28 protein-coding genes and 2 tRNA genes are annotated in these 26,156 nt (G+C 63.2%); 11 read left to right on the forward strand and 19 right to left on the reverse strand.

Translation table 11 applies throughout. From position 1 onward, the window contains the following. The first annotated feature begins 39 nt into the window (after window positions 1-39). Genes GGR46_RS01705 through GGR46_RS01735 form a run of 7 tightly spaced genes read left to right on the forward strand, consistent with a single transcriptional unit; the run spans window position 40 to window position 6,982 of the window. Window positions 40-195 (forward strand): hypothetical protein, encoded by a 156-nt coding sequence (locus GGR46_RS01705; RefSeq protein WP_183993973.1) that lies wholly within the window; start codon window positions 40-42, stop codon window positions 193-195. A 54-nt stretch (window positions 196-249) separates the two neighbouring features. Further along, window positions 250-480, forward strand: coding sequence for a hypothetical protein (locus tag GGR46_RS01710; protein ID WP_183993975.1), 231 nt, complete (start codon window positions 250-252; stop codon window positions 478-480). 54 nt (window positions 481-534) lie between these two features. Continuing rightward, window positions 535-1,593 (forward strand): radical SAM/SPASM domain-containing protein, encoded by a 1,059-nt coding sequence (locus GGR46_RS01715; RefSeq protein WP_183993977.1) that lies wholly within the window; start codon window positions 535-537, stop codon window positions 1,591-1,593. After that, entirely contained in the window at window positions 1,593-3,557 is a 1,965-nt protein-coding gene (locus GGR46_RS01720; RefSeq protein ID WP_183993979.1) for a RiPP maturation radical SAM C-methyltransferase, read from the forward strand. The genes GGR46_RS01715 and GGR46_RS01720 overlap by 1 nt, the downstream gene beginning before the upstream one ends. Further along, window positions 3,554-4,711 carry a radical SAM protein gene (locus GGR46_RS01725; protein ID WP_183993981.1) on the forward strand — a complete coding sequence of 386 codons (1,158 nt, stop codon included), beginning with the start codon at window positions 3,554-3,556 and terminating at the stop codon, window positions 4,709-4,711. Before GGR46_RS01720 ends, GGR46_RS01725 begins: the two co-directional genes overlap by 4 nt. Before the next feature lie 56 nt (window positions 4,712-4,767). Further along, window positions 4,768-6,189: a hypothetical protein gene (locus GGR46_RS01730; protein ID WP_183993983.1), complete on the forward strand. Its 1,422-nt coding sequence runs from the start codon at window positions 4,768-4,770 to the stop codon at window positions 6,187-6,189. Window positions 6,190-6,196: 7 nt separating this feature from the next. Continuing rightward, window positions 6,197-6,982, forward strand: a complete 786-nt coding sequence (locus GGR46_RS01735) for an aKG-HExxH-type peptide beta-hydroxylase (RefSeq protein WP_183993985.1) — start codon at window positions 6,197-6,199, stop codon at window positions 6,980-6,982. 365 nt (window positions 6,983-7,347) lie between these two features. Here GGR46_RS01735 and acpS read toward each other — a convergent pair whose 3' ends face one another. The 11 genes from acpS to GGR46_RS01790 form a co-directional block, all read right to left on the reverse strand. After that, window positions 7,348-7,755 (reverse strand): holo-ACP synthase, encoded by a 408-nt coding sequence (gene acpS / locus GGR46_RS01740; RefSeq protein ID WP_183993987.1) that lies wholly within the window; start codon window positions 7,753-7,755, stop codon window positions 7,348-7,350. A gap of 3 nt (window positions 7,756-7,758) precedes the next feature. Then, window positions 7,759-8,112 carry a hypothetical protein gene (locus GGR46_RS01745; RefSeq protein WP_183993989.1) on the reverse strand — a complete coding sequence of 118 codons (354 nt, stop codon included), beginning with the start codon at window positions 8,110-8,112 and terminating at the stop codon, window positions 7,759-7,761. A gap of 74 nt (window positions 8,113-8,186) precedes the next feature. Beyond that, window positions 8,187-9,188 (reverse strand): nucleotide kinase domain-containing protein, encoded by a 1,002-nt coding sequence (locus tag GGR46_RS01750; RefSeq protein WP_183993990.1) that lies wholly within the window; start codon window positions 9,186-9,188, stop codon window positions 8,187-8,189. Window positions 9,189-9,287: 99 nt separating this feature from the next. Beyond that, complete coding sequence (locus GGR46_RS01755) at window positions 9,288-10,058, reverse strand: dCTP deaminase domain-containing protein (protein WP_183993992.1); 771 nt, start codon at window positions 10,056-10,058, stop codon at window positions 9,288-9,290. Continuing rightward, a complete protein-coding gene (locus GGR46_RS01760) occupies window positions 10,045-10,620 on the reverse strand; it encodes a hypothetical protein (RefSeq protein WP_183993994.1) in 576 nt (191 codons plus the stop codon). Before GGR46_RS01760 ends, GGR46_RS01755 begins: the two co-directional genes overlap by 14 nt. Further along, the gene (locus GGR46_RS01765; protein ID WP_183993996.1) at window positions 10,617-11,438 is read right to left on the reverse strand and encodes a thymidylate synthase family protein; all 822 of its coding nucleotides are present in this window, start codon (window positions 11,436-11,438) and stop codon (window positions 10,617-10,619) included. Before GGR46_RS01765 ends, GGR46_RS01760 begins: the two co-directional genes overlap by 4 nt. A gap of 2 nt (window positions 11,439-11,440) precedes the next feature. Next, window positions 11,441-12,079: a C1 family peptidase gene (locus tag GGR46_RS01770; protein WP_183993998.1), complete on the reverse strand. Its 639-nt coding sequence runs from the start codon at window positions 12,077-12,079 to the stop codon at window positions 11,441-11,443. Then, entirely contained in the window at window positions 12,076-13,095 is a 1,020-nt protein-coding gene (locus GGR46_RS01775; protein WP_183994000.1) for a protease inhibitor I42 family protein, read from the reverse strand. Before GGR46_RS01775 ends, GGR46_RS01770 begins: the two co-directional genes overlap by 4 nt. Further along, window positions 13,088-13,444 (reverse strand): helix-turn-helix domain-containing protein, encoded by a 357-nt coding sequence (locus GGR46_RS01780; RefSeq protein WP_183994002.1) that lies wholly within the window; start codon window positions 13,442-13,444, stop codon window positions 13,088-13,090. Before GGR46_RS01780 ends, GGR46_RS01775 begins: the two co-directional genes overlap by 8 nt. Window positions 13,445-13,454: 10 nt before the next feature. Continuing rightward, on the reverse strand, window positions 13,455-13,826 hold the full coding sequence (locus GGR46_RS01785; protein ID WP_183994004.1) for a hypothetical protein: 372 nt from the start codon (window positions 13,824-13,826) through the stop codon (window positions 13,455-13,457). Window positions 13,827-14,053: 227 nt separating this feature from the next. Then, window positions 14,054-15,442 carry a hypothetical protein gene (locus GGR46_RS01790; protein ID WP_183994006.1) on the reverse strand — a complete coding sequence of 463 codons (1,389 nt, stop codon included), beginning with the start codon at window positions 15,440-15,442 and terminating at the stop codon, window positions 14,054-14,056. 164 nt (window positions 15,443-15,606) lie between these two features. On the opposite strand from GGR46_RS01790, the gene GGR46_RS01795 reads away from it, so the two are divergent. Continuing rightward, on the forward strand, window positions 15,607-16,743 hold the full coding sequence (locus GGR46_RS01795) for a tyrosine-type recombinase/integrase (protein ID WP_183994008.1): 1,137 nt from the start codon (window positions 15,607-15,609) through the stop codon (window positions 16,741-16,743). Window positions 16,744-16,838: 95 nt separating this feature from the next. On the opposite strand, the gene GGR46_RS01800 is transcribed toward GGR46_RS01795, so the two are convergent. From GGR46_RS01800 to rpsA, 3 genes are all read right to left on the reverse strand, one after another. Then, window positions 16,839-16,925 (reverse strand) — tRNA-Leu (locus GGR46_RS01800). Between the two features lie 81 nt (window positions 16,926-17,006). After that, entirely contained in the window at window positions 17,007-17,285 is a 279-nt protein-coding gene (locus GGR46_RS01805) for an integration host factor subunit beta (protein WP_116838546.1), read from the reverse strand. A gap of 178 nt (window positions 17,286-17,463) precedes the next feature. Then, a complete protein-coding gene (rpsA, locus tag GGR46_RS01810; protein WP_183994010.1) occupies window positions 17,464-19,176 on the reverse strand; it encodes a 30S ribosomal protein S1 in 1,713 nt (570 codons plus the stop codon). A 305-nt stretch (window positions 19,177-19,481) separates the two neighbouring features. Between rpsA and GGR46_RS01815 the strand changes: the two genes are divergently transcribed. Continuing rightward, on the forward strand, window positions 19,482-19,754 hold the full coding sequence (locus GGR46_RS01815; protein WP_183994012.1) for a hypothetical protein: 273 nt from the start codon (window positions 19,482-19,484) through the stop codon (window positions 19,752-19,754). Window positions 19,755-19,785: 31 nt separating this feature from the next. On the opposite strand, the gene GGR46_RS01820 is transcribed toward GGR46_RS01815, so the two are convergent. From GGR46_RS01820 to aroA, 3 genes are all read right to left on the reverse strand, one after another. Next, window positions 19,786-20,424 (reverse strand): (d)CMP kinase, encoded by a 639-nt coding sequence (locus GGR46_RS01820; RefSeq protein ID WP_183994014.1) that lies wholly within the window; start codon window positions 20,422-20,424, stop codon window positions 19,786-19,788. Between the two features lie 61 nt (window positions 20,425-20,485). Next, entirely contained in the window at window positions 20,486-21,475 is a 990-nt protein-coding gene (locus tag GGR46_RS01825; RefSeq protein WP_183994016.1) for a proline iminopeptidase-family hydrolase, read from the reverse strand. Beyond that, window positions 21,472-22,797, reverse strand: a complete 1,326-nt coding sequence (aroA, locus tag GGR46_RS01830; protein ID WP_183994018.1) for a 3-phosphoshikimate 1-carboxyvinyltransferase — start codon at window positions 22,795-22,797, stop codon at window positions 21,472-21,474. The genes GGR46_RS01825 and aroA overlap by 4 nt, the downstream gene beginning before the upstream one ends. Window positions 22,798-22,899: 102 nt before the next feature. Between aroA and GGR46_RS01835 the strand changes: the two genes are divergently transcribed. Continuing rightward, window positions 22,900-23,220: an FYDLN acid domain-containing protein gene (locus tag GGR46_RS01835; protein WP_183994020.1), complete on the forward strand. Its 321-nt coding sequence runs from the start codon at window positions 22,900-22,902 to the stop codon at window positions 23,218-23,220. An 83-nt stretch (window positions 23,221-23,303) separates the two neighbouring features. Then, window positions 23,304-23,379: transfer RNA gene (locus GGR46_RS01840), tRNA-Ala, on the forward strand. A gap of 99 nt (window positions 23,380-23,478) precedes the next feature. Here the strand turns inward: GGR46_RS01840 and GGR46_RS01845 are convergent. Both GGR46_RS01845 and GGR46_RS01850 read right to left on the reverse strand, forming a co-directional pair. After that, window positions 23,479-25,389, reverse strand: coding sequence for a sensor histidine kinase (locus tag GGR46_RS01845; protein WP_183994022.1), 1,911 nt, complete (start codon window positions 25,387-25,389; stop codon window positions 23,479-23,481). Next, window positions 25,376-26,056 (reverse strand): response regulator transcription factor, encoded by a 681-nt coding sequence (locus GGR46_RS01850; protein ID WP_183994024.1) that lies wholly within the window; start codon window positions 26,054-26,056, stop codon window positions 25,376-25,378. The genes GGR46_RS01845 and GGR46_RS01850 overlap by 14 nt, the downstream gene beginning before the upstream one ends. Between the last annotated feature and the right edge of the window lie 100 nt (window positions 26,057-26,156).

Raw genomic sequence — 26,156 nt, forward strand, 5'->3', positions numbered from 1 at the left:
AACCTTATTCAAGTATTGGAACAGGTAATGGATCAGTCTATGAAGATAGATGCCGCTGGTACGGAAGATCCCAAAGCTTTTCTTTCCGCTCTAGGGATCGAGATCGACGCGGCTACCGAAGCGGTTCTCCAGAAGAAGCTCGCCTCCGCGACCAATGGCCAGCAAGCGGCTGCGATCGTTCATTTCGACGGTTGAGCGATCGATATTTCGCGAAGCCCGCACTTATTTCCAGAAAAGGGAAGTGATGTCATGGCGAGCCCAATCACCGTCGATCTGGACGCGGCCAAAGCGGCGCTTACGTCGCTGAAGGCGAATCCGCCGTCCCATGACGACATTGCGAGTGACCCCGAGGCGTTTCTTGCGCGGCTGGGGATTCAAGTCGATGCGGATACGCTTTCGACGATCCAGTCCAAGCTGTCCGCGCAGAAGGCTCTTTCCTCGGAGTCGGAGCAGGCTGCGATCATCCATATCGATAGCTGAGCAGGCGGGGCGGCGGGTTGCCGTCGACTCTCTTCTATCGGCGAAGGGTGGGGCATGAGGCTTTCCGCAAGTTCGCTCGACGCTGCAGCTGTCCACGTTCAGAACCCGCTCAAGACGCTGGTTCTGAACGTGACGCTGCAGTGCCCATTGCGGTGCGCGCACTGCTGCTTTTCGTCGGACATGTTTCAGGGCGGCTGCCTGTCGGCCGCTGACGTTGCGCTGGCCATTACCCAGGCGGCCCAGTCACCGACGCTGGAGATCGTGTGCTTCGTCGGCGGCGATCCCTTGCTGCATCCGATGCTGGTCGCCGATGGAATTGCACTTGCGGCGTCGCTTGGCCTGAAGACAAGCATCACCACCAGCGCTTTCTGGGCAAAATCCGCGGAGAAGGCGCGTGCCGTGCTCGCTCCGCTGCGCGCTGCGGGACTTACCGATCTCGTCATCTCCTATGACGACGCACACGCCGCTTTCGTGCGGGAGGCGTATATCGCCAATGCCCTGGCCGAGGCGCGCGCGCTGGATATCGTCGTACGCATTGCGGTGGTCGTCGAAACCGGCTCGAAGATCACTGCCGCCAGCCTGAGGACCTCGCTCGGGCTCGACGATGTGCCTTCCGTCAAGGTCTACCAGACGATCGCCAATTCCACCGGGCGTGCCGCCGAGCACCGGAATGGCGAGGATCCCGGTACGCCGATCCATCCCGATGCCTATCGCGGTCCGTGCCAGTCCATCCTCAATACCGTGGAAATCGATAGCGAGGGAGGCGTTCGACCGTGTTGTGGCGTCCTCCCGCACCACGATGCGCTCCGCGTCGGGCACATCCACGGCCAGGGCATAGTCCCTGCGATGCAAGATGCCGCGGCGGATCCGCTCTTCCGCTGGATCAGCCTCGAAGGCCCGATTTCGATCCTCGCCAAAGTCACCGCCGACGACCCGGAGCCGATCCGCGCCGAGACCTTCGACGGTATCTGCACCGCCTGCGACCGGTTGTTCGGCAATCCCGATTTGCTCGACAGGGTGCGCGCGGCCGCCGAGCAGCGCCGCGACTGGCTCGATCGTACGGAAATGCTGCTCCAGCGGATTTCGCTCGCGTCCGATTCCGCGGCGGCCTGATGAGCGTCGATCTTCTCCTTTGCTGCGCACCGGTGATGGCGGTGGTACGCCCGTCGCCTGCGCTGGGTCTTCTCCAGGCGACCTTCCACGACCGTGGCGTGGATGTGACGTCGCTCTATCTCAACCTGCTGTTCGCCGAGCGGATCGGCGTCGATCTGAACGAAGCGCTTGCGGAGGATATCCCGACGCATCTCCTGACCGGCGACTGGTTGTTCGCGCCGTTGCTGGGAGCGTTGCCGCAGCGGGAGCAAAGTGCGCGGCACGCGGCCGAACTCGAACAGACATTGGCGCGCAAGGGGCTGGAAGCGCTCTACCACGTACGCGACCATGTCGTGCGGCCATTCCGGGACGAGGCGGTCGAGCGAGTTCTGGCGCTCAGCCCGCGTATCGTCGGCTTCACCACGATGTTCGAGCAAACGGCTGCATCGCTCGCCATCGCGGCTGAGATCAAGCGGCATAGCCCATCGACCAAGATCGTTTTCGGGGGCGCCAACTGCCATGGGCCGATGGGCCCGACGCTGCTTCGGAACTATTCCCAGATCGACTATGTGTTCACCGGAGAAGCGGAGCTCGACTTCGCACCGTTCGTGGAGACGCTGCTGGGCCGCTCCGGAGCCGTGGCGACCCCGCGCGGCTATATCGGCCGAGACGTGCCGCCCGGACTGCCGGCATCACCCGTCAACGATCTCGATCGCCTGCCGATTCCCGATTATTCGGACTATTTCGAGCAACTGGCCCAGCTATCGGAACGCGATCGCATTCGCCCGTCCATTCCGTTCGAATCGTCTCGCGGATGCTGGTGGGGACAGAAGCATCATTGCACCTTTTGCGGCCTCAACCCGACGGGCATGGCCTACCGGGCGAAATCCGCCGAACGCGTAGTCGACGAGATCGAGGAACTCGGCATGCGCCACGGCATCGATCGCTTCTTCGCGACCGACAATATCCTGAGCATCGGGCATGTCGACAACGTCATGCGCAAGCTCGGAGGTCAGGAAGGGGAAGCACCGACGCGGCGCCTCTTTTACGAGATCAAGGCGAATCTGGACGAAGCGCAATTGCGGGTGCTGGGCGAGGCCGGCGCAACCTGGTTGCAGCCCGGCATAGAGAGTCTTTGCGACTCCGTGCTGAAGATCATGCGCAAGGGCGTGAACACGATCACCAATCTCAAGCTGTTGCGGAACAGTCGCGAGATCGGCGTGGGGATCATCTGGTCGATCCTCTACGGGTTCCCGGGCGAGCCGCCGGAGGATTATGCGCATCTCGCCACGCAGCTTCCGCTGTTCGCGCACCTCACGCCCCCCAATAGCTGCCTGAGAATCCGTCTCGACCGGTTCAGCCCCAATTACGATCAGGCTGAAACTATCGGTTTCAGGCATGTGCGCCCGATGCCGGCCTATGGCGCATTGTTCGACCTGCCCGAAGACGACCTCGCCGACGTGGCCTATTTCTTCGAAGGGGACGCTCCGTCATCGGCGAGCGACGAGGATCTGAAAGCGTTGAAGGCGGCGGTCGCGGTCTGGCGTTCGCATTGGACGCAGGGAAAAGTCACGCCGCAGCTGACCATGGCGGCGGCCGCGCACGGCAAACTGGTCAAGGATACGCGCAGTTGCGCCGTCGACCCGCTTCATTTCGTCAGCGGCGCCGAATTGGCCGTTATCGACATACTTCGCACGCCAATGTCGCGCGTGAAGCTGTTCGAGCAAATGGTTGATCACCATGGCCCCGACGAGACCGAGCTGGCGCTGGCCGAGATGCTGCGGCGCGGCTTCGTGGTCGATGCATGGGGCGTGCTCATGACACTCGTCACCGAGGCCGGTCTCGAGATTTTCGATGCCGCTGCGCGCGCGGACCAGCCCCATGGCTATCTCGTGCCGGTTGCGGGCTTGCCGGGCTCGCCGCCATCTGCGGTGCATCGTCCGCAGCACAATGCGTCGGTTATGCAGGCGAGCGTGGCGGCGTGACGGTCGAGGTTCGTCCGTTCGGCGACAAATGCAATATCAAGTGCCGATATTGCTATCAGGAGGGGATCCGTGCCGCCGGCAATATCCCGACCGGCTACGACATCGAAGCGGTCATGGGCCGGCTCGATGATCTCGCACAGCCCTTCACGCTGTTCGGCGGGGAAATCATGATGACCCCGCGACGCGACATCGAGCGCCTGCTCGCATTGGGGCTCGATCGTCACGGCGGGACAGGCCTGCAGACCAACGGTACGCTGATGGAGCCTTCGGACATTGATATGTTCCGCAGGTACAATGTGCGTATTGGTGTTTCGATCGACGGCCCGGGGCCGCTCAACGACGCGCGATGGGCCGGTACGCTCGCGGCGACGCGCCGTGCCACGGCGCGTACCGAGGCGTTGATCGAGACCCTGTGCCGCGAAGGTATCCCACCCAATATCATTGTCACCCTGAGCCGGATCAACGCCGGCGAGCGGCTCGACGAACTGTGTGACTGGCTTCGGTTTCTGGACGGTCTCGGCGTCCGGCGCGTCCGGCTTCACACGCTCGAAAAGGACGACACGGCAGGGGGCGAGGGATTGGCGTTGAGCGACGCCGAGAACATCCGCGCGTTGCGGCGCATGCGATCGATCGAACATGAGTTCCGTACGACGAAGTTCGACCTGTTCGGTGAGATGCGCGCGATGCTGCTCGGAGACGATCGCGAGGTGTCGTGCATTTTCCACGCTTGCGACCCCTATGCCACGCAGGCCGTGGTGGGCGTCGAAGGTGATGGCTCGCTGGGGAATTGCGGCCGGACCAACAAGGACGGTGTCGGCTATCTGAAGGCGCGGCACGCGGGGTACGAGCGCCAGGTCAGCCTTTATCGTACGCCCTGGGCCGAAGGTGGCTGTGCCGGGTGCCGATACTTCCTGATGTGCAAGGGTAATTGCCCCGGCACGGCGATCGAGGGGGATTGGCGCAAGCGATCGTCCGACTGTGCCGTATGGTTTGCGATGTTCGAGGACATCGAGGCGGAACTTGCCGCCGGCGGCGAAGTGCCGCTCAGTGCCGCCCCGGATCGGCTGGCGATCGAAGGGGCGCTGATCGATGCCTGGACGCTGGGGGCGAATCCCTCCATCCATTCGCTTCGTGAAGCCGGCGCAGCGTCATGAGCGAGCCGCGCCTAAGCTGGCCAAGGCCGCCATTTGCCGTCTCTCATCCCGAGACCTTGCTGACCGAAGCTACGCATCGCCGCCTCGCATTTGCCAGCGCACGGACCAGGGAAATCTGGGAGCCGCGGCTGGAGAGTCTGTCCGTCGCGGCGGTGGCGACTGAACTGCACCTGGTCACGACGGGAGCGCTCGATGCCAGTCTGGTCTGGTGTCCGTACGATAGCCTCGCGGCATTCGTCGAGCAGCTGAAGGCATCGCATTTGGAGTGGAAGGCCGGGCAGCCGGTGTTGCGCGCGATCGAACGCGCGGATCCGGAAGCTGCAGCACTCGACCTGCTCACGCAGATTTCCTATCCCCTCATGGTGTCGCTACCCGGTGGCGATGCCGCCAGCGTGTCGATCGATACGAACGATCCCACGGACACCGCCCGCATGTTCGGTTATCCGGCATGCTGTGCCGCGGCTTGGGCCGGCAAGCTTGCCGCCGGCACCGCCGATCCGCTTGCCAGCTTGCTTTCCGAGTCGAGTTGGGCCGGGAAGCCGTTGACGGCGGGCGTGATGCTGGGAGCGCTCGGTCTCGGTCCCGTGCGCCATCTGCCTTGCAACCCGGATTGCGCGCCGTCGGGCAACATGGCGCGTATATTCCTCGAGGCCATGGCGTCGATCGGCTTTACCGCCGAAGCGGGCTGGCTGGCGCAGATGGTGGAATGGCGGGTACGGGCTTCGCTCGTGGGCGGCATCGCGGAGGTCGAGACCGGCGCTTTCCGCTTCACCTGGCAGTCGGGGGATGCTTCGACGGCCGCGCCATCGGTGACAAGCGGCAACGGCACGCCGGAGGCCGCGCCGTCGGGCCTGTCGTCCATCTTCGCCAAGCCTTCGGTGCCAGCCCGGAAGCCGGTGGCGCCGGCGGCCGCTGTGTCCGCACCGGCTGGCGAGGATTTCGCGCGTGCGGGATTCGCCAATACATTCGCACATCGTTCGCGGTGGAGCACGGTCGTCTGGGAGCAATCGAAACTGCTCCGCAAGGCCCGGACAATCGTGCATCCCGCGTGCGGCGGAGGCCTGCTGCTCGAGTTGCTCCTGCAAAGTCATCCATCGCTGCGCGTCTGCGGGATCGAGGCCGACGTAACGCTTGCGGCTCGCGCACGCGCGCGACTGCGAGAGGACCGGTCGATGATCGTCGAGGCCGACTGGATGCTGGAACTGGAGCGCCGCGACGCCGAGCAGGCCAGCTTCGACCTGGCATTCGTCGATCCCGAACCTCTGCTCGATCTTTCCGGGGATCGGCGGGGCGTGATCGTCGCAGGTCTGGCGAAACTGGCGCGATCGACGGTGTTCATTGCCACCGACCGGGCATTGGGCCGTTTCGGGACCCTGGAGGCGATGGTGTCAACTCTCGGAGGCGTGCCGGTAGCGGGCCGTGCTCGGTATATCTCCTGCCTGTTTGCCGGCCCCGTGCCGGCGGTCATGATAGCGTAGTCGCGATATGCAGATCGACTGGCGACGGATGAGCGAACCGCAGCCCGACGGCTATGATACGGCGATCCTTCTCGAATTGGAGAAGGCACAGGGGCAGGGGGGCGTGGTGCTGCCGGACCAGGCACATCGCCTGTATGCCGGGGGCGTTCTGCTATCGAATGAAGATCCGCTCATTCCTGCACCGCGCTATGGACCTGTAGAGGGCGTGTCGCCTGTACTGGATCGCGCGATCGCCTATGTTGCGCGCTGGCCCGCAATGTCCCGGCAATGGCCGGCAATCGTGCGCACGATCCAGTGCTTTACCGACACGGAAACCAGGCGACCGCTATGCTCGTCCAGCCATTCGGTCGGCTCGCGCCCCGGTGTCATCGCGCTCACGGTCGATTGCCCCCTCGCAGCTGCGCAGGCGATCGTCCACGAGGCCGCGCATCTCAAGCTGCGAATGATGGGCGTGGGCAACGAATCGGCCGACCGGATCGTCGCAAATGCGCCGGATGTGCTCTATGAAAGCCCGATCGTTACCGAGATGCTTCGGCCGATGACGGCCGTGCTGCACGCGCAATATTCGTTCATGCACGTGTTGCAACTCGATCTCGAGATGCTTGCGCAAGAGGACGATCCTGTCGTCCGCGAAGATATCAGGAGTCTGGTTGCGCGCAACGCGCCGCGCATGGCCAAAGGACTTGCCACGCTTCGCCGCGAACTCCGAACGGATGCGGTCGGCGCGAAGTTCTGTGATGGCTTCTTTGGGTGGTGCGAAGCCGCACTGAAGGCGAGCCGGGATGTCGCTTAGATAGATGCGATGGCGCGTGATGCAGGTTTGAGCGACGGGATGATCGCAGTTCCGGAACGCAGAAGTCGCATAGCTTCGAAAGCGGCCTGAACGTCCCGATCTTTCTGAATTCTATGTATTTCAAAGACTTGCTGGTGCGGACGGCGGGACTCGAAAATTCTCGCAGGGGAATGGAGGAGAATGCAGGGGTAAGGTATTTAGATTTTACAATTTCTAGTCCCCTGAAAGACCCTCCATTCCCCTAATTGGGCCACGTAATTGGCCACGACGAAATTCTCTTTGGCGATGACAGCTTTGCGCCCCATTGTCGCCGTTCGAAGGCGATCGCGGCGGCACTAACAGCCGTCGTTCGTTCAGCTAGCCGCTCACTGTCCGGTCTGTACGACGGATATCATCACGCACGCCTGTGCCAGGCCGTTCTTGCTTCCGAGGTCAAGCGAGATGACGGATTGGAAGCCGGTTGGCGTGAGTGCTGCTAACCTGGTTATCGCGCCACCAGAGAGTGTAATCGTCGCGGGCGAGGTCGATTGATCTACCGAGATATCGTACCAATCGACGGTCTCGTCGATCCCGGTGCCGAGCGCCTTAGCGCAGGCTTCCTTGGCGCAGAAGGCGCGCGCGTAAAACGACGCCTCGGTCAGATTGGCGGCAACCCGTGACCGTGCCAGTTCTTCTTCAGAAAATACTTCTTCGAGATAGCCGCGCCCAAATCGAGCCAGTGAACGGCGAAATCTTTCGATCTGCAGGATGTCAGCGCCGATCCCGATCAGCACCGGCTACCACAGGGCCCGGATGGCTAGGACGCAAGCGAGAAAAGCGGCGATCCAGAGCAGCAGCGTTGCCGTCGCCCCTTCGGCGCGCAAACCCATGACCTGAATCATGGCGCCGCCGCCGATGCAGCGCGCAACGGCAACGATCGTGAGGCTAAGCAAGGCGGCCGCAGGAATCCCAACGATCGCAGGACCATGAGCCAAAACGAGCCTGAGAAGCTGGGCGTCCGGCAAGCGACGGACGAGCGTGACGATGCCAATGGTCGTCGTCGCGCAGGTGACGATCGCGATGACGAGTGCGCTTCCGCGGACCGGCCAGAATGCCTCGATCGCGGCTGGGGCAACGGCGGTCGATGGCATCGGGCTGGTTGATCCTCCCGTGCCTCCGCGCTGCGGCGAAGTGGTCGGGGCCGTGGGTGGTGGGGTTACCACGGTCATGCAAAAAGGCTTCGCTTGTGCATGCCGAGCGCTGGTATGGTCAGATCAGGCGTGGTCACGTCGAGCCCCCATTTCGGCGGAAACATCGGCGCAGGGATCGGCCTGAGCGTTGCCCGAAAACTCTGCTTGATGCGCGTCCGCCCGCTGATCCCCGCGAACTGCGGATGCGAGACGCGGGCATATTTTGAAATTTCACATAGTAGGTTCTGGCAGTCAATCGGCTGGAGCCTGCGTCCGTAGAGCGTCCGAAAGTCGATACCACGGGCTCCTAAGGCGCTTTCCTGCTGATCGCAGATCCAATGAATCACTTCCTCCGGGCTCTGGCCATCCAGATTCTCGAAACATTTGGCCAGACCGTCGAGCGCGCCCGGTCCCGCCACAACGAACGCGGCTTCGTCATGATCGAGTAACGCCGAATAATTGAGGTCGATCGCGTACTGGAAAGCGAGGAACGGGCCAATGCCGGACCAGCGGAGCAGCGCCTCATATACAGCTTCCAGCGTCGGCAATTGCTGCAGCCGTTGCGAAAGTCGCTGGTCCATCATGTCGGCAATGAGGGCGAGATGGTTGGCGTGCTTGCGTGCGTGGCCATAGCGCGGTGAGGGCATGATATAAGCCGCTGAATAGATGCGGCGCCCCGACTGCATCAGCATGCTGAGGGTCGCGTCGATGCGATTGAGATCGACATTGGCCCAGGTCAGCGGTCCGAACTTCGCCTCGAGCACTTCCCAGGTGTCGATCCGGTTGAAGATCTTGAACAGGATGGTGCGGAAGAAGAGCTCGTCGGGCGTGCTCGGCCGATCGGATCGGTATTGTACCTCGCGGATGAGGTACTGGCTCACACGGTCGCTTGCCCGATAACTGTTGGTGAACCGGTAGTTCGCCAGAACCTGGTCATCCGTCCACGGGCCTTCTGGGTCGGCCAGGCGCCTAAAGTAGATACGCTGTCGCTCGGCAGCGAATTTCCAATAAAGGTCAAATACTTCAGTTATTTGCATCGTGTACCAGGATGGTCGGAGCGATCGGGAGCCGCCGTCCACATCCGCATCGCGTCGTACTCGACAGCGCCCGATCCGGGCGGCCCTCGCTCTCTCCGGTCAGTTCGCGTTCGTCAAGCTGTTCTGGCCGGCACCGGTCGTGTTCGTCGCGCTTTGGCTGACATTCGCGACGATGGCCGAATTGGCGGGTTCAGGTGGGCGATCTATCCCGCATTGCTTGAGCCCCAACGTCAACAGCACACCCGCCGCCAGCCCGAATCCCCATTTGAGTACGGCCTGTTCGCGCTCGAGCGTCGTGACACGGTCGGTCAATTTCTTCTCGGTCTCGCTGATCTTACTCTCGAGTCCAGCAAAGGACTGGATGCCGGCGGCCAGCGGGCCTGTCAGATGCGAGGGAATATTGGCATAGCCGATCTTAGTCTGCGCCGGTCCCGCCTCTGTGAGATCGGCATACCAGATCAGAAAGCACTCCTCGTTGCGCGACAGATGCACTGCATTGGGCCCGGCGTTGAACACCGAGAAGAGCAGCTTGCCCTTGAAGCCTGGGTCAACGTGGAATCCGGAGACGTTGACCAATCCCGCAAACTTGTAGCTTGCCCGGATCGAAATGAGCGCGAGTGCTTCCGCGGGCACTTCGATCTCCTCTTCGGTCAAGATGAAACCGAACTGGCCGGGCGGAACCGTAAACCCCATGCCGGGGGTGAGCTGGGTCTTGGCCTTATTGCGTAGGTCGCCGGGCTGACCGGTTGGCGAGACATATACTTCCTCGCCGACGCTCAGCCGATATGCTGCGCCATCAAGTCGTATCGCGTCGTAGCTCGGGATAAGCTTTGGGAGCTCGCGAGCGAGCCTCTTGCTACCCCAGAACATTTTCGTTTCGGACCGGCTGGCGTTGCTGGATGAAATCGTCGAACGGCGAGCGCTTCTCGACGTCGCGCAGCCGCGTCTTGTAGGCGGGAACAATATCGATGCCGTGCACGCTGGCGCCGTGCAGCACAACCGCCGCCAAAGCTGTGTTGGCCTGTTTCATCAGCGCCTTAAATGGCAAGTCCTCGATATGGTCGAGCGATTCGCAGGCCTTAGCCAAAGCGCCCGTCTCTTTGATGAAGGCCCGCCACACCGGCACCGACCCCTCTTGGTTGTCGCCGCGAATATCGACGTTACGCCCCGCCAGGTCCCGCGACAGATCCTGCCCCAGCGTGTTACCAACCGCGAGGATGATCGCGAAAGCGTCAACCAACGCTCGTTCAGCAAGCGCCGAATCATTGCGATCATCGGCGTCGAGGAGATAGGCAGCATATTTGGCCATATGCAGGGCGAAATGCTTCATCCGCGTTGCCGGCGGCATCGAAGCGATATCACGGTGATAGGCGTCATCATGCACCAGTTGGTGCCATTGCAGATCGCGCAAAATGCCCGTTACGTCCGTCACGCCAAAGCTTCCCCATGTTCCCGCTCGCGGTCAAGACCACGCGTGCATTCGGCGATCAGCCCATCGACATCAGACTTCGTCCAATGACCACCACAGCTCCCGCCATCCCCACGATCGATTTTCGCATAGGTAGAATTGATCGTTAGACCGCCGATTGCCAAGCCGGTCTCGGACGCCAGGAAATATTGGAGTCTCCCAAGGCCAACGAGATTCCCGAACAATCGCCTAACATAATAATGCGATCGATAGGTAGCGTTCAGTCGAATCGTACCATCATGGACTTTGATGCTGAGATGGCTGAGACAAGGTCCGCCATAGAGCCGCCGGCGATCGGTCGTACCCTCGTAAATGGGAATGTCTTCCTCAAGCGGATGGCCCATGCCGAGCTCGAACGACGCCGTATATTTGCCGTGGGCGCGAATCTTCGCGACCATATCCTTGAGCGGATTGTAGATCTTTCCGTCCCGATCTTTCTGCCGCAACAGTCGATAGGCATAGGTACCCCAATTCCGATCAGATCGCGCGGCATGGATGGTCTTTATGCGCGGCGGATAGATCTCGAACACGGCTTCGCTGCCGCCCCGCATATATTCGTCGAGCGGGAAGATCGTCTCAGCGACGGTGTGGATGCTGTACGCGCCATGCCTTTTAAAGAACGCATCGACGATCTCGTAGATCGCGCGGTCCTCGGCCTCGAGAACCGTCGGCTCGCGAACGTGCAGAAAGACGTCGAAATCCTCGTTGCGCGGGCACGCATCTACATGCTGCACGGCCTTGAGCCACACCTCAGGGATCGTTCGGCCTTGGAGCAGTTCCATCCTTACCTCATCACGATTGCGGCTGTCTGATGCAGATGATGCTCGACATAGTCTTGCCGCAGCCAGGCATGACCATTGAGCCCCCAGTCTATGCCCCAGCTGTTGCGGACCAACAGAAAGCGTCCATCCCGATCCGCACCGTGCCCGATTGCGAGTAACGCATGCCCACCCCGAACGATGTCGCCGGCCTCGGCAACCACTCGACCATCGGCATCGGGCACATAGAAGGCGTCGCTGATCAAGAGACCAAGAACGACCGGACGTTCGGCATCAAGCTCAGCGACGATCTCATCGAACGTCAGCCTACCGACGCTGAGCGCACCGCGAAACGATTGGACGGCGAGTGACGGCGGCGCCCAGCCAGCGGGGATCGTGTCAAGATAAGGCCAGTGGGCTTCAACCGGCTGGCCATCGTGCATAAGCGCCTCGGCGGCGGCCTCCATCGTCGTGCCGGCATGCGGGCTCGCTCCCGGCGTGCGCGAGACGGCATGGAAATAGAGATACTCGACCGAGAGATGCTCATCGACGCGCGCAAGATTCTCGTTGGCGGCGGAGGTCGCGAAGGCAAGGCAGGTCGGCCGGTTGCCTTGAGAGCGGACCGCCAGCAACGTGGGCCGCAAATCCCGGACGGCCCGGATCATTGGTTCAATCCCAGGCGCTGCCGATCTATGCGCGAAAGGCCGGGCTGCTCCGGTCCCTGCAGGGCAATAGCGATCTCGAACGATGGGGCGTTTGGCAAACCCGTAGCCCAAGGCTGGCGCTCATTCAGCGCGACGCGGCCAAGCCCGCCATGGAGCGGGCGGGCGACGACAACGCGACGGGACGGCGCGCCGTACAGCACCGGAGAAGTCTGAAACTGCGACCGATCTGCGAGTAACTCCCAGTCTTGGTCGCCAAGCGCCTCGACGCCCCAACGCTGCCCGCTGCTCGGCGACTCATCAAGCTCGATACGAAGCAGGTCGTCGGGGTTGCCGACTAGAGTCGCACCATGATCGCGTTCGGTCACCTTCCAGACATCGGCCCATGAATCGCGAGGCTTGTGTCCTTCGCCGAGACCAACCTTTAGGTCGCCTAGCTTGACGCGGCTGAGCTCGCGGACCTGCTCATACGGGAGGATTTGGTGGCTCAGGAGGCCCCAGCAAGTCGCTTCGTAGCTCGCAACCATGCGCAACGAGAGCTGATAGATGGTTTCGGGGCGGCGCAGGTCGTGCGCGAGGGTCCACCCTTGCGCCTGGATGTGGTGCCGATAGAGCCACCTCGGTAACAGGAACTCGGCCGCGAACGCCTCTGCCGCGACTTCATGTAAATCCCGCCCATCGGTCGGCGAATTGGGGCCGCGTTCGAGAATCTCCTGATCGACGCTTCCCTCATGCCCTAACGTGTCATGACCAAGCTCATGGGCGGCGGTAAACCGTTGAATATGTAGGCCGCGTCTGGTCGTGACCATGATGCCACGCAAGGGGGCGGGCAAGCAAAGTCCGAGGGCGGAATCGAGCGGCTTGAATACGAGCGGGATATCGAGGTCGCCGATCGCTTCGAAGACATCCACAAAGCCTTGCCCCTCCGTCACCCGACGGCGCAGATCGAGATCTGCGTGGAGCCGGTTTGCGGCAGCAACGGCCTCAAGGCGTGCAGCGGCGGCTGGCGACCTAGCCATTGCCGCCCACCTTGGGGGAGCGGGCTTGCAGGAACTCGGCGAAGCGCAACAGTTCGTCGCGATCATTCGCCGATAACTCGGTCGCCGCACGGGCGAGCGCCTTAACGCTCTCCGGAAGCGGAGGTAGCTGCGACACACCGGCAAGCGCATCGACCGACTGGCCATATACTTTGGCGAACCGCGCCAGTTCCTCCGAATCTACCTTGCGGCGACCATGCTCAATCAATGAAAGCGCCGAGCGCGAAATCCCCACGGCGGTCGCCGCCTCTTCCTGCGTTAGCTCTAAGAACTCGCGCGCCTTGCGAAGGCGTTCGCCGATACCTCCGCTATTTCCCGTCTCTTCGGTCATCGGGCGTTCCTCAAGCCGGCTCGGCAACTTTGGCAGGGCGGCGCTTTTTCACCTTCAGCTCGCCGGTATAGACGCGCTCAAGTTTGGGCATCAGATCGTTGATCATTTCCTCGCAACTCTCATAGCCACCGCGCTTGATGATCTCGGGCGGAAGCTCGATTTCTAGTACCGCGCGCGTTACGCGGGCCGCATCCACTACTCGCTTGGAATCGATTGCCGGTCGCATACCAATGATCGATCCGCCGCCGCCGGCCGGCGCCGGTGGCGCAGGCGACCCGTCTATCGGCGCGGTTTCCTCTTCGAACCAAGCCTCCAGCTCCCGGATAAGGAGTGCCGACTTTTCCTTGAACCGTTTTCTCTTCTCTTCGATGTCCGCATTCATAACAGACCTCGCGTTCGATTATCTAACAAAGATGGTATGCGATGTCGGAATTGTCAACGGCCAATCAAGTGTCGCCAAGCGCCACGCCGCTACGGACTCCCACTGAAGGAAGGATCACCACATCACGAGGGGCTCATTTGATCGCGTTCCACACGGGGATCACCATAATCATGGCTTCGATTTCCTGGTCGAATAGCTGACACTGAGCGATGTTGGGTAGCTAGGCTTCAGGATGGGCGGCGTGCCAATTGTCCGCGCTGGCGTCGACGCCGCACCGCCCGGCGGCGGTATGACGCGCTCGATGGCGACCTGTTAAATTCGGCACGGGTCGCCCGTCTGGAGCGCGTCGTGTCGGAGATCGAGCGTGCGATCTGCATGTCGATCTCGCTCTGGAATGGCAGCCCGGTTTTGAATTCTTCATTGAACGCCGGATTCCAGCAAACGACGAGAGGATTCCATTCGTTGACCGGATCGATGCGCCTTGAGGGCCGATAGGCGCTGAACACTACAGCGCCAATATGGGCCGAATCGCGTGTCGCGAAGAAATAATTGGCGACCATCTGCAATCGTTCGGCGACATGTGGATAGAGAAGCTCGGAAAAGTCGAGATCATCGAACTGGACGGCTACAAAGGCTGTCTTATCGGTCGGCAGCTGCCGAGCTGCTGCCTTGAGTGCTTCGAGTTGCGGTTTGGTATGATCGTCCTCGACAAGGCTGCGCATCACGATGGTGAGGCCAGCATATTGGTCGGCAGTAGTTACGGCATGACAATTCGCACCAAACAATTCTTGCGCGCGTTCACGGAAGATTGTTCGATCGGTGATTGGATCAAATCCAAAATTCGCTGCGTAGCTGAGTTTCGCGACTTCGAAAAATGCGCCCCGAACCCTCGTCTCGAGCGGTTCGTTGACGATCTGCCTTACAGCCCCGGCGATCGCACGACGCGAGGCATCGGCGGCGGGCAGACGATCGTCGAGCGTGATCAAGATTATCGCGGGGACCGCCCGGGCGCTGCCGGGCGGCACCAAGGTGTCGAACAACTCGTGAATGATGCGGTAGAAATCCTTCTGGTGAATACGCCGTCCCGCGTCCGCGCTGATATGCTTGCACTCGATCGTGAAAACGGTGCCGTTTCTCTCTCCTTCGACATCGTAACGCGCGCTTTTTTCAAGATCGGGTAGATCTATCTCGAAGCCATGGCTGGAGAGCGCCGCAGCATGGAGTACCTCGATATAGAGGGGCGCAAACCCACCGTCCGATTTGAGCGCGTCGCGCAGGCGGCCACGCAGTTCGGCACGACCGCGAGGGTTCAGGCGTGCATCGATTTCCACGCAGGTGGCCGCGAAACGAAGCGCCGAAGTGCTGGCAGCACTTTCCATTCTAGGTGACAGACCGCCGGCTTTCTGTCGCCACCTCCTGAGATAGGCCAGTTCTAACTCAAGCCAGTGATAGCGCTCGACCACGTAGGACTGGAACGCCGTGCCACGTGCCTGTTGTAAGAGCGCGGTCGCACGCTTGTCCCACGCCTTGACGCCAATCATCGCGACAAATCGCGGCAGGTAGGTCTGTAACCGGCCGATATCGCTGTGTAGGGGGAGCCGCATTGCGAAGGACACTTTGGCGCAATGGCGCCAGGCTGTCACGGCCGCTTTCTGTCAGTTTGATCCTAGATCTTGCCGGTCGGCAGCCGGCCCAAATCACGACACAGGCGCATCCCGGAAATCCGACCGCAACCTTTGCCCGCAGATGGAGCCATCCCTCAATCATAGAGGGATTATCAATGCGACGTGGCAAGCCGGGTACGGGAGTTGAAGCGCTGAAATCGAGCATAAGGGTTCGATTCACACATGAAGGGGTGAGGCGCTCCGTCACGTTGAAGATGGCCCCCACACAAACGAATATCAGGTCTGCCGAGCGGTTGATGGTGCGGGTGCGTCGCGACATAGATTTGGGAATCTTCGATTATCGACGTCATTTCCCCAAATCATGTGAGGCAATAACCGGGACGTTCTCCGAATTCGCGAAAACATATCTCGGTGCCTTGGTGGTCACCAAGTCGACGATGGCCAGCTACCGTCAGGCGATCGAAAATATCTGGCTGCCGACGTTCGGAGAACGGCATCTCGCCGACATCAAGGCCTCCGAGATACGCTCGTGGGTTCGGGCACGGAGCGAGAGCGTATCTCCGAGGACGCTCAACAACCATCTCATTCCCCTTCGCGGGCTATTTCGGCTGGCAATCGAGGACGGTCTGCTAGACCGCTCGCCTCTGGCTTCCATCCGTAATTTGAAGATCCAACATTCGCTGCCGGACCCTTTCACGAGCGCCGAGATGGAGGCCATCCTCTCCCATCTTCGTTCGCGGGCGCCGGAGCAGGCGTGGAACTGGTACGAATTCGCGTTCGGAACGGGCCTTCGGCCCAGTGAACAGATCGCGGCACGCTGGAGCGATATAGATTGGCAAACGCCGGCGATACGCATCCAGCGCGCGAAGGTGAGGGGAGAGATCAAACCCACCAAAACCTACGAGATGCGTGATGTGGATTTGAACGACAGGATGATCGCGGTTCTGGAACGGCAAAAGTCGCGCAGTTTTGAAAACGGCTTGAATACACCGATCTTTCTGAATCCCGCGACCGGAAAGCCCTGGGCGGCATCGGATGATCAGCGAAAGTCCTATTTCCAGCCCGCGCTGGCGGCCCTCAGCATCCGCAAGCGGAATGCCTATCATACCCGACATACCTTCGCGACGATCGCGCTGATGGGTGGGGTCAATCCCGCCTACATTGCGCGCCAACTGGGGCACAGCAATGCGGGGACGTTATTCAAACACTACGCCCGGTGGATCGAGGATTCCGAACGCCGGAAGGAGGTTCGGAAAATGAATGCGTTGTTTGCCCCGGGCGCGGCGCAATAAAATAATTTGCCCAGGAATCTGCTTGCTAAAACAATAGCTTAACGGGGGTATTTGCCCACGCCCATAAAATACTCTATCTATTTCAATAACTTAACTGGTGCGGACGGCGGGACTCGAACCCGCACGCCCCGAGGGGCAGAAGATTTTAAGTCTCCGGCGTCTACCGGTTCCGCCACGTCCGCATGCGAATAGCGCGCACCAAGCGCATGCGTGGTGCGGGGTCAAGCATTCGTCGAAAAGCGGTGCGCCTGAGGCGCGCCGGCTCAGACGTTGAGCTTGATGCGCATTTCCTTGCCAGGCTTGAAATAGGGGACGCGCTTGGCGTCCACTTCGACCGTCTCGCCCGTGCGCGGGTTGCGGCCGGTACGCGCATCGCGTGCGCGGGTGGAGAAAGCGCCGAAGCCGCGAAGCTCGACGCGGCCATCTTCCTGCAGGCGCCCGACGATCTCGTCGAAGAAGACCGACACGATCTTCTCGACCTCACGGACCGAAAGGCCCGGATTGTCCTGCACCAGCAACTGAACCAGTTCCGAGCGGATCATCCGCAACCCTCCCTTTGCGCGCACGGGTCTGCGGACTTCTCCGCGCGAGCGCCAATCCCAGTTGGGGTTCTCTAGCCCCGTTCAGCAACCTGCATCAACCCGCAGATTGCTATTAACCTATGATATTCGGGAATAATCGAAAACGGGGAGCGGTTTTGCCGCTCCCCGTCCCGATGTCTTAGTTCTTCTCGTTGCGGGCCTTGAGGGCCTCGCCGAGAATGTCGCCCAGCGACGCGCCCGAATCGGACGAGCCGTACTGCGCAACAGCCTGCTTCTCTTCGGCGATCTGCATCGCCTTGACCGAGAAGGTCGGCTTCTTCGAACGATCGAAGCCGGTGACCATCGCGTCGAGCTTCTGGCCGACGGCGAAACGCTCCGGACGCTGCTCGTCGCGGTCGCGGCCGAGATCGGTGCGCTTGATGAAGCCGGTCGCGCCGTCTTCGCCAACCTGCACTTCGAGGCCCGCGTCGCGGACTTCGAGGATGACCACGGTGACGACCTGGTTCTTGTTCAGGCGATCGGCCGAGGCGGTCGAACCGGCAGCGGCAACGCCACCACGCTCGAGCTGCTTCATGCCGAGCGAGATGCGCTCCTTGTCCGGCTCGACTGCGAGCACGATGGCCTTAACCACCTCGCCCTTGCGGTGCAGGTTGAGCGCGTCTTCACCCGAGATGCCCCAAGCGATGTCCGACATGTGGACCATGCCGTCGACGTCGTTGTCCAGGCCGATGAACAGGCCGAACTCGGTGGCGTTCTTGACTTCGCCCTCGACTTCGGTGCCGACCGGATGGGCAGCCGCGAAGGCCTCCCACGGATTGCCCTGGGCCTGCTTGAGGCCGAGCGAGATGCGGCGCTTCTCGGCGTCCACCTCGAGCACCACGACTTCGACTTCCTGCGAGGTCGAGACGATCTTGCCCGGGTGCACGTTCTTCTTGGTCCAGCTCATCTCCGAGACGTGGACCAGGCCTTCGATGCCCGGCTCCAGCTCGACGAATGCGCCGTACTCGGTGATGTTGGTCACGCGGCCCGACAGCTTCGCGCCGACCGGGTACTTGGCGCCGGCGCCATCCCACGGATCGCTCTCGAGCTGCTTCATGCCGAGCGAGATGCGCTGGGTGTCGCGGTTGATGCGGATGATCTGCACCTTCACCGTGTCGCCGATGTTCAGCATCTCGGACGGGTGGTTGACGCGCTTGTAGCTCAGGTCGGTGACGTGCAGCAGGCCGTCGATGCCGCCCAGGTCAACGAACGCACCGTAATCGGTGATGTTCTTGACGACGCCGTCGATGATCTGGCCCTCGGCAAGGCTCTGGATGAGGCCCGAACGCTGCTCGGCGCGGGTCTCTTCGAGCACGGCGCGGCGCGACACGACGATGTTGCCGCGCTTGCGGTCCATCTTGAGGATCTGGAAGGGCTGCGGAATGTCCATCAGCGGGGTGACGTCGCGCACCGGGCGGATGTCGACCTGCGAGCCGGGGAGGAAGGCCACTGCGCCCGAGAGGTCGACGGTGAAGCCGCCCTTGACGCGGCCGAAGATGACGCCTTCGACGCGAGCCGACTTGGCGAATTCGGTCTCGAGCTTGTCCCAGGCGGCTTCGCGGCGGGCGCGGTCGCGGCTGAGCATCGCTTCGCCGTTCGCGTTCTCGACGCGATCGACATAGACTTCGACTTCGTCGCCGACCTTGAGGTCAGCCTTCTGGCCCGGCGCAGCGAATTCGCGCAGCGGCACGCGGCCTTCGGACTTGAGGCCGACGTCGATGACCGCGAGGTCGTTCTCGATGCCGGTGACGGTGCCGATCACGACGCGGCCTTCGAAGCCGTCCGCCTGACCGAGGGTCTGTTCGAGGAGGGCCGCGAAATCGTCGCGGCTCGGATTTGCCGTAGTGGCCATAAGAGGTTCAGTTCCTAACAATGTTTTTCCGGCCAGTCGGTTGGGTCCGACGGTCTTTGGGCCAGAGTCGCCGCGGCGGCCGATCGCCGGTCGCGGCATCCGTCGCGCAGGAGCAAGCGGAGGAAGGACTAGCCGCCGGTGAAAGCGAAAAGGGCGCGTGAGAGTCAACTCTCCGCGCCTTCCTCCGCGGGCACTGCCCGTCGGACGGGCGCGCCTTAGCGGAAACGGCCCTTATCCGCAAGCATTGCGGAGAGGCGAGCAGGGTGCGACGTGCAGGGTTTCGGACAAGGTCGCGAGGCACTGCAATGGAATATGACAACCAGACTTTCGAAGGCGTCGAAGTCACGCTCGACGGCAACAGCTACCGCAACTGCAGCTTCAATAACGTGACGCTGATCTATTCGGGTGGCCCGGTCGACATGACCGATTGCCGGATGGACCGCTTCCAGATCCGGTTCGGCGGGGATCTCGCCCAGGGACTGCACACGCTCTACCAGCTGTTCGGCACCGAGGGCATGCTGCAGATCATCCGCGGCTTCACCGAGCCTACCGCGGGCGAGTTCCAGATCGACCGATAGGGCGGATATCCGGCGCGCTGACCGCCCGCCCTCAGGCGGGCGTGCTGGCCGGGTTGGTCTTGCTCTCGACGATGGCGATCGCGCGCTGCACGGCGGCGTCGATCGAGAGGAAGCTGGTGTCGAGCAGCGCAGCGTCGGGTGCCTGGAGCATCGGCGCCTCGGTCCGCTTCGAATCGCGTTCGTCGCGGGCGCGAATATCGGCGAGCACCTTGTCGAGACTGGTGAGTACGCCGTTCTTGCGCAGTTCGAGATGACGGCGCTGGGCGCGGATCATCGGGGTTGCCTTGACGAACAGCTTCACGTCGGCGTCCGGCGCGATCACCGTGCCGATGTCGCGCCCGTCGAGTACCGCGCCGCCGGCCTGGCGGGCGAACTTCTTCTGGCGGTTGAGCAGGGCGGCACGGACCAGCGGGTGCGCGGAGACCACGGATGCGACCTTGCCGACCTCGTCGGTACGCAGCCAGGGGTCGTCGAGCAGATAATCCTCGAAGCTGCAGGCCGACACGGCATCGGCTTCGCGCGACGGATCGAGATCCTCGCGCAGCACCGCGGCGGCGACGGCGCGATAGAGCAGCCCGGTATCGAGATGCGGCAGCCCGTAATGCTGCGCTAGGGCGCGCGCGATGGTGCCCTTACCAGAGGCTGCCGGTCCGTCGACTGCGATGATCATATGCTTGAGCGTTCGCGGCACGCGGGCGCGGCGTCAAGCGATTCGCAAGATAATTTCGCCTTCAGGCGGCGTCGTGGCGCGCCATCCAGTCGCGCAGCAGGGCGAGATAGGCGTCGGGCTGGTCGGAAAGGATCGAATGGGCCGATCCCATCACTTCCCTGAAGGTCGCGCCGGGCACGCGCGCGGCGAACTTCGCGACGGTTTCCGGGCGGGCCTCGTCATATTCGCCGCAGACGAACAGGGCCTTCGGCCCATCCAGCTTCGCGAGCAGCGGCTCGCCGTCATAGTCCTTGAGTGTGCCGGTCGAGACGAACTCGGCCTTGCCCCACATCCGGTTGTAAAGCGTGTCGCCGGCATCGCGCGGCGCCCGGGCGCGATATTCGGCCACGCCATCGGCGCGCTGCGAGCGGATCACGTGGCGGCGGTAGAAATCCCAGGTCGCCGCCTCGCAGGTCGCCTCGGGAGGCGGGGCTGCGGTGTCGCACTTCTCCAGCGTCGTGCGCGCCTCGGCGGGCATCTGCGAGCGCAGCAGATTGGCGTCGGCGAGCCAGCTCTTCGTGGACACGAGCGGCGACTGGACGATCAGGCTGGCGGTATCGGGCCGGCGCCGCGCGCCATACTCGATCGCCAGCGTGCCGCCCCAGCTGCCGCCGCCGACATGCCAGCGGGTGATGCCGAGCGCGTTGCGGATGCGGTCGATCTCGTCGACGAAGCGCGAGACGTGCCAGTTCTTCGGATCGAGCGGTGCGTCCGAACGGCCGCTGTCGAGCTGGTCCCACAGGATCACCGCGCGCTCCTGTGCCAGCGCAGTCAGGGGCAGCAGGCCCGAATGATCGCCGCCCGGGCCGCCATGCGCATAGATCAGCGGCGGAAGCTTGCCCTTGAGGTCGCCATTCACCCGCACATAGACGCTGCCACCCTCGACCGGGACCATCAGCTCCTTGTCGGGCGCGAACCGGATGTCGCGGCCGGCAATCCGCGCCCAGGCGGGCAGGGCGATGGCGCCGGCCGCGAGGCCGCCGAGGAAAGCGCGGCGGCCGATCGGGGTCATGCGGTCAGGCTGTCCAATACGGTGAAGAAGGCGGGGTAGCTGGTCTGCACCGGGGCGACGTCGTCGATCGCGATCGGCGCGGCGGCGGCAAGGCCGGCAACCGTCATGCTCATCGCGATGCGGTGGTCGAGCTTCGACACGGCAGCGCCGCCACCCGGGATCGGCGCGCCGCCGGTGCCAGTGATCGCCAGGCCATCCTCGAACTCCTCGAGCACCACGCCATTGGCTTCGAGCGCGGCGCGCATCGTCGCTATCCGGTCCGATTCCTTGACGCGCAGCTCGTGCGCGCCGCGGGCGACGGTGCGGCCCTCGGCAACCGAGGCGGCGACGAACAGGATCGGATATTCGTCGATCATGCTGGGCGCGAGCTCGGGCGGGACCTCGATCGCCTTGAGCGGCGCGTGGCGGACGCGCAGGTCGGCGACCGGCTCGCCGCCGACTTCGCGCGAATCGACCGCCTCGATCGACGCGCCCATCATCCGCAGCGCCTTGATCAGGCCGGTGCGAGTGGGGTTCATGCAGACATTGGCGATGGTGATGTCCGATCCCGGCACGATCGATGCGGCGACCATCCAGAAGCCCGCCGAGGAGGGGTCGCCCGGCACGATGATGTGCTGAGGCTTGAGCTCCGCCTCGCCGCGGATCGAGATGATCTTGCCCTCGGGGCCGTCCTCGACGGTCAGCTCGGCGCCGAAGCCCTTGAGCATGCGCTCGCTATGGTCGCGAGTCGGCACCGGCTCGATCACCCGGGTGATGCCCGGGGTGTTGAGCCCGGCGAGCAGCACCGCCGACTTGACCTGCGCCGAGGCGACCGGGAGCGTGTAGGTGATCGGCACCGCCGGGCTGATGCCCTTGAGCATCAGGGGGAGCCGGCCGCCCGGGCTGGAGGTGATCTCGGCGCCCATCTGACTGAGCGGCTCGATCGCCCGGCCCATCGGGCGGCTGGAGAGCGACGCGTCGCCGGTGAAGGTCACGGTGATCGGGTGGCTGGCGACCAGGCCCATCAGCAGGCGGGTCGAGGTGCCCGAATTGCCCATGTCGAGCGCCTGCTCGGGCTGGAGCAGACCGCCGACGCCGACGCCGCTGACGGTCCACACGCCATCGTCGCCGCGCGTGATCGTCGCCCCCATCGCGCGCATCGCGGCGGCGGTGGCGAGCACGTCCTCGCCCTCGAGCAGGCCCTCGATCCTGCTTTCCCCGACTGCAAGTGCCGAAAACATCAGCGAGCGATGGCTGATCGACTTGTCACCGGGAACGGTGACTCGGCCCTTCAGCGGACCACGGGAGGAGACGGCGAGCGGGCGGGGCGTGGCAGTGGACATAACGCGCGGCTTTGACAGCGCCCTTGCGGCATGGCAAGGCGCGCCCCACTTTCCGGGACAACATCCCGAAATCCGAGATTTTGAAAGGCGAAGAGGCAACACATGGTGAAGCCGGAATGGGGCACCAAGCGCGCGTGCCCGAAGTGCGGTACGCGCTTCTATGATCTGACCAAGGACGAACCCGTCACCTGCATCAGCTGCGGCTTCGCATGGGATCCGGAACCCATCCTGAAGTCGAAGCAGCCGCTTCCCTTCGAGATGGTCAAGAAGGACGGCGACAAGCCCGAGACCGAGGACGGTGATCTCGGCGACGAGGATCTGGACATCGGCGAGGACGAAGAGCCCTCGGCCGACGACGACGTCGATCTGGGCGGCGACGACGACCTGGGCGTCGAGACCGGCGGCGACGACGAAGAGCAGTAATCTCCGGGAAAATGGCAAGGGTCGAAAAAAGGCCCTTGCCAGACCGGAAGGGCCCATCTAGAGGGCCCGTCTCCCGAGGGAATGGGGCCGTAGCTCAGCTGGGAGAGCGCTGCAATGGCATTGCAGAGGTCAGGGGTTCGATCCCCCTCGGCTCCACCATTCCTCCCGAAGAAGCCCGCAGAAATGCGGGCTTTTTTCGTTTTTGGACTGGGGGATTCGCTCGGCGGCGAACTCGATCGGGCCTGAGCCAGGCCGGTGTCAGTACCCCGCCGTCGCCTCCACCGGCAGCAGCAGGCTGAAGCGGGTGCCCGCCTGGCCCGATTCCATCTCCACCCGCCCGCCGATCACCTCGGCACGCCGTGCCTGGTTGCCGAGGCCGCGGCCGGGGCCGGTCGCGGCGACATCGAAGCCCTTGCCGTTGTCCGCCACGCCCACACACACGCAGCCGTCGCGCACGCCGGTGGTGACGGTGATCTCGGTCGCGCCGGCATGCTTGATGACGTTGGTGAAGGCCTCCTGCAGGATGCGCAGGATGTGGAGCGAATGGCGCTGGTCCAGCCAGCCGAGCGGCGGCACGTCGCGGACGTCCCAGCGCAGGCGGATGCCGGTCGATTCGAGCCGGGGCTGGAGGCGGAAGCGCAGCGTGCCGAGCAGTAGCAGCAGGTCGGTCTCGACCGGCTCCATCGAATCGATGGTGAGCTTGAGATCGTCGATGCAGCCCTTGAGCAGCTGGGCGATGTCCGCTTCGTCGATATGGCCGTGCTCGACCATGCGCAGCGTGCTGACCAGCGACGAGCCCAGCCCGTCATGCATGTCCTGCATCAGCCGCTGGCGTTCCTGGAGCAACACTTCGCGCCGCTCGATCTCGCGCAGCTTCTGGTGGCTGGCGGTGAGCTCGGCCTCGCGCTCGGCGAGGCTGCTCGCGAGCACGACGTTGGATTCGGCCACGGCCTTCATCGCCTTGAGATAGCGGCTCAGCATGATCTGGCAGAACACCACGATCAGCGAGATCTGGGCATAGAAGGAGACGAACAGGCTCTCGATATTGATGATGTTGTTCTGGAGCAGCATGTCGCGTGCGCCCAGGATGAACGAGAGCAGGCCGCAGATCGCGAGGCCGGCGCCCTCCAGCGTGCCGGCGCGGCGGCTCCAGTGGATGTGCAGGGCGAAGGTGACCGAACCCACCGCCACCATGGTGACGTACATCAGCGGGGAGATGATCGTCGCATCGGTCGTGCCTTCGAACAGCGGCAGGGTGATCCCGCCAAAGCCGATGCACATCAGGGTGATGATCCAGGTCAGCACACGGACGTGGTGATGGTGCAGCGCTGTGAGGAACAGGTGGGTGACCAGCACTGCCCAGCCGACCGAATTGACCGTGATCCAGCCGAACCAGGCGTCCGAGATCGGTAGCCGGTCCGCGCCCATATAGGCGTGCATGACGCGCAGGAACGTCACCACCGTCATCACTGCATAGAGCAGATAGAGCGATTCACTACGCGAACGTAGCCAGATCAGGAAGGCGAACACCCCGGTCGCGAGGAACAGCGCCGAGCTGATGTACGGCAGCTCGGCCTGGAAGAAGGCGCGCATGTAATAGGCGGCGCCGAGCTGGCGGTAGTCGCCGATCCAGACCGAGGAGAGCGCGCCGCCGATGCCGCGGACGTGGCGGATGCGGACCAATATGTCCCTGGGCGGGGTGCTCTCCGCGGCTTCCTCGAGCGGGATCCACAGCGGCCGGTTCGAGCCGTTCCACTGGAGATTGGCATGGGTCTGATAGAAGAGCCGGCCGTCGATATAGATGGCCAGCTCGCCATCGGTCTTCCAGCGCGGGATGTAGATATAGGCGCCGGGCGGGGCGACATGCTGGGGGCCGAGGGTGAAGTGATACCAGCTCGTCCGGGTGGGCAGCTTTCCGCCGTCGCCGGCGCCCGGCACCATCCTGGGCCGCGGCGCATGGGGCAGTGTGACCTGCTGCCACTGGCCCTGCAGCGCGCGCCAGTCCTGGGTGCGCGCAGGCGGGGGATAGCCCAGCGTGTCCTGTACCAGCAGCTCGGCGCTGGTCAGGTGGATGCCCTGGGGGCGCGATCCGTAATAGCAGGCGAGCAGGAAGAGCAGCGCCAGCCCGGAATAGAAGAGGGTGGCGCGCAGGGTCCTAGAGGATACCATGGTTGCGGGCCTCGAAGATCGCTTCGGCCTTCGAGGTGACCTCGAGCTTCTGGTAGATGCGGCGCACGAAGGTCATCACCGTGTTGCGCGAGACCTGCATCAGCTCCGCGATCTCGTCATAGCTGAAGCCCTTGGTGATCAGCTCCAGCGCTTCGCGCTCGCGTGGGGAGAGTGGCGTGGCCATGGGCGTGGCCGTCGCGATCGCAGCGGCGGTGGGTACCGGCTCGGCAGGACGGAAGCGCAGCAGGATCTGGCGGGCGATGCGCGGGCTGATCGGGCTGCCCCCGGCATGGAGCGCACGGATCTCGTCGGCGATCTTCTCGGCCGAGCTGTCCTTGAGCAGATAGCCCGCGGCGCCGGCTTCGATCGAGGCGATGACGTGCTTCTCGTCGGCGAAGGTGGTGCTCACCATGATCCCGCAATCGGGCCAGGCGGCATGGGCGGCGCGGATCACGTCGATGCCCGATCCGTCGGGCAGGCCGAGATCGACCACCAGCACGTCGAGCGGATCGCCGGCCAGCATCTTCTTCGCCTGGGCGACATTGTGCGCCATGCCGATCAGCTGGATGTCCGCCGAGCTGCGCACCGCCGCGGCGAAACTGTTCTGGAAGGCGATGTCGTCCTCGACCAGCGCGACCTTGAGCTGGGAGGGAGCGGAATCGGCCATTCGGACATCCTGGAGCGGCCCGCGCCCCGGTGCGCGGCCATCTGAGGAGCGCCTGGCGGCGCCCGGTTTTCGCGCTTTTACCATCGCTCAGGCCCCGAGC

It is taken from the genome of Sphingomonas kyeonggiensis, assembly GCF_014196745.1.
Taxonomy (GTDB): domain Bacteria; phylum Pseudomonadota; class Alphaproteobacteria; order Sphingomonadales; family Sphingomonadaceae; genus Sphingomonas; species Sphingomonas kyeonggiensis.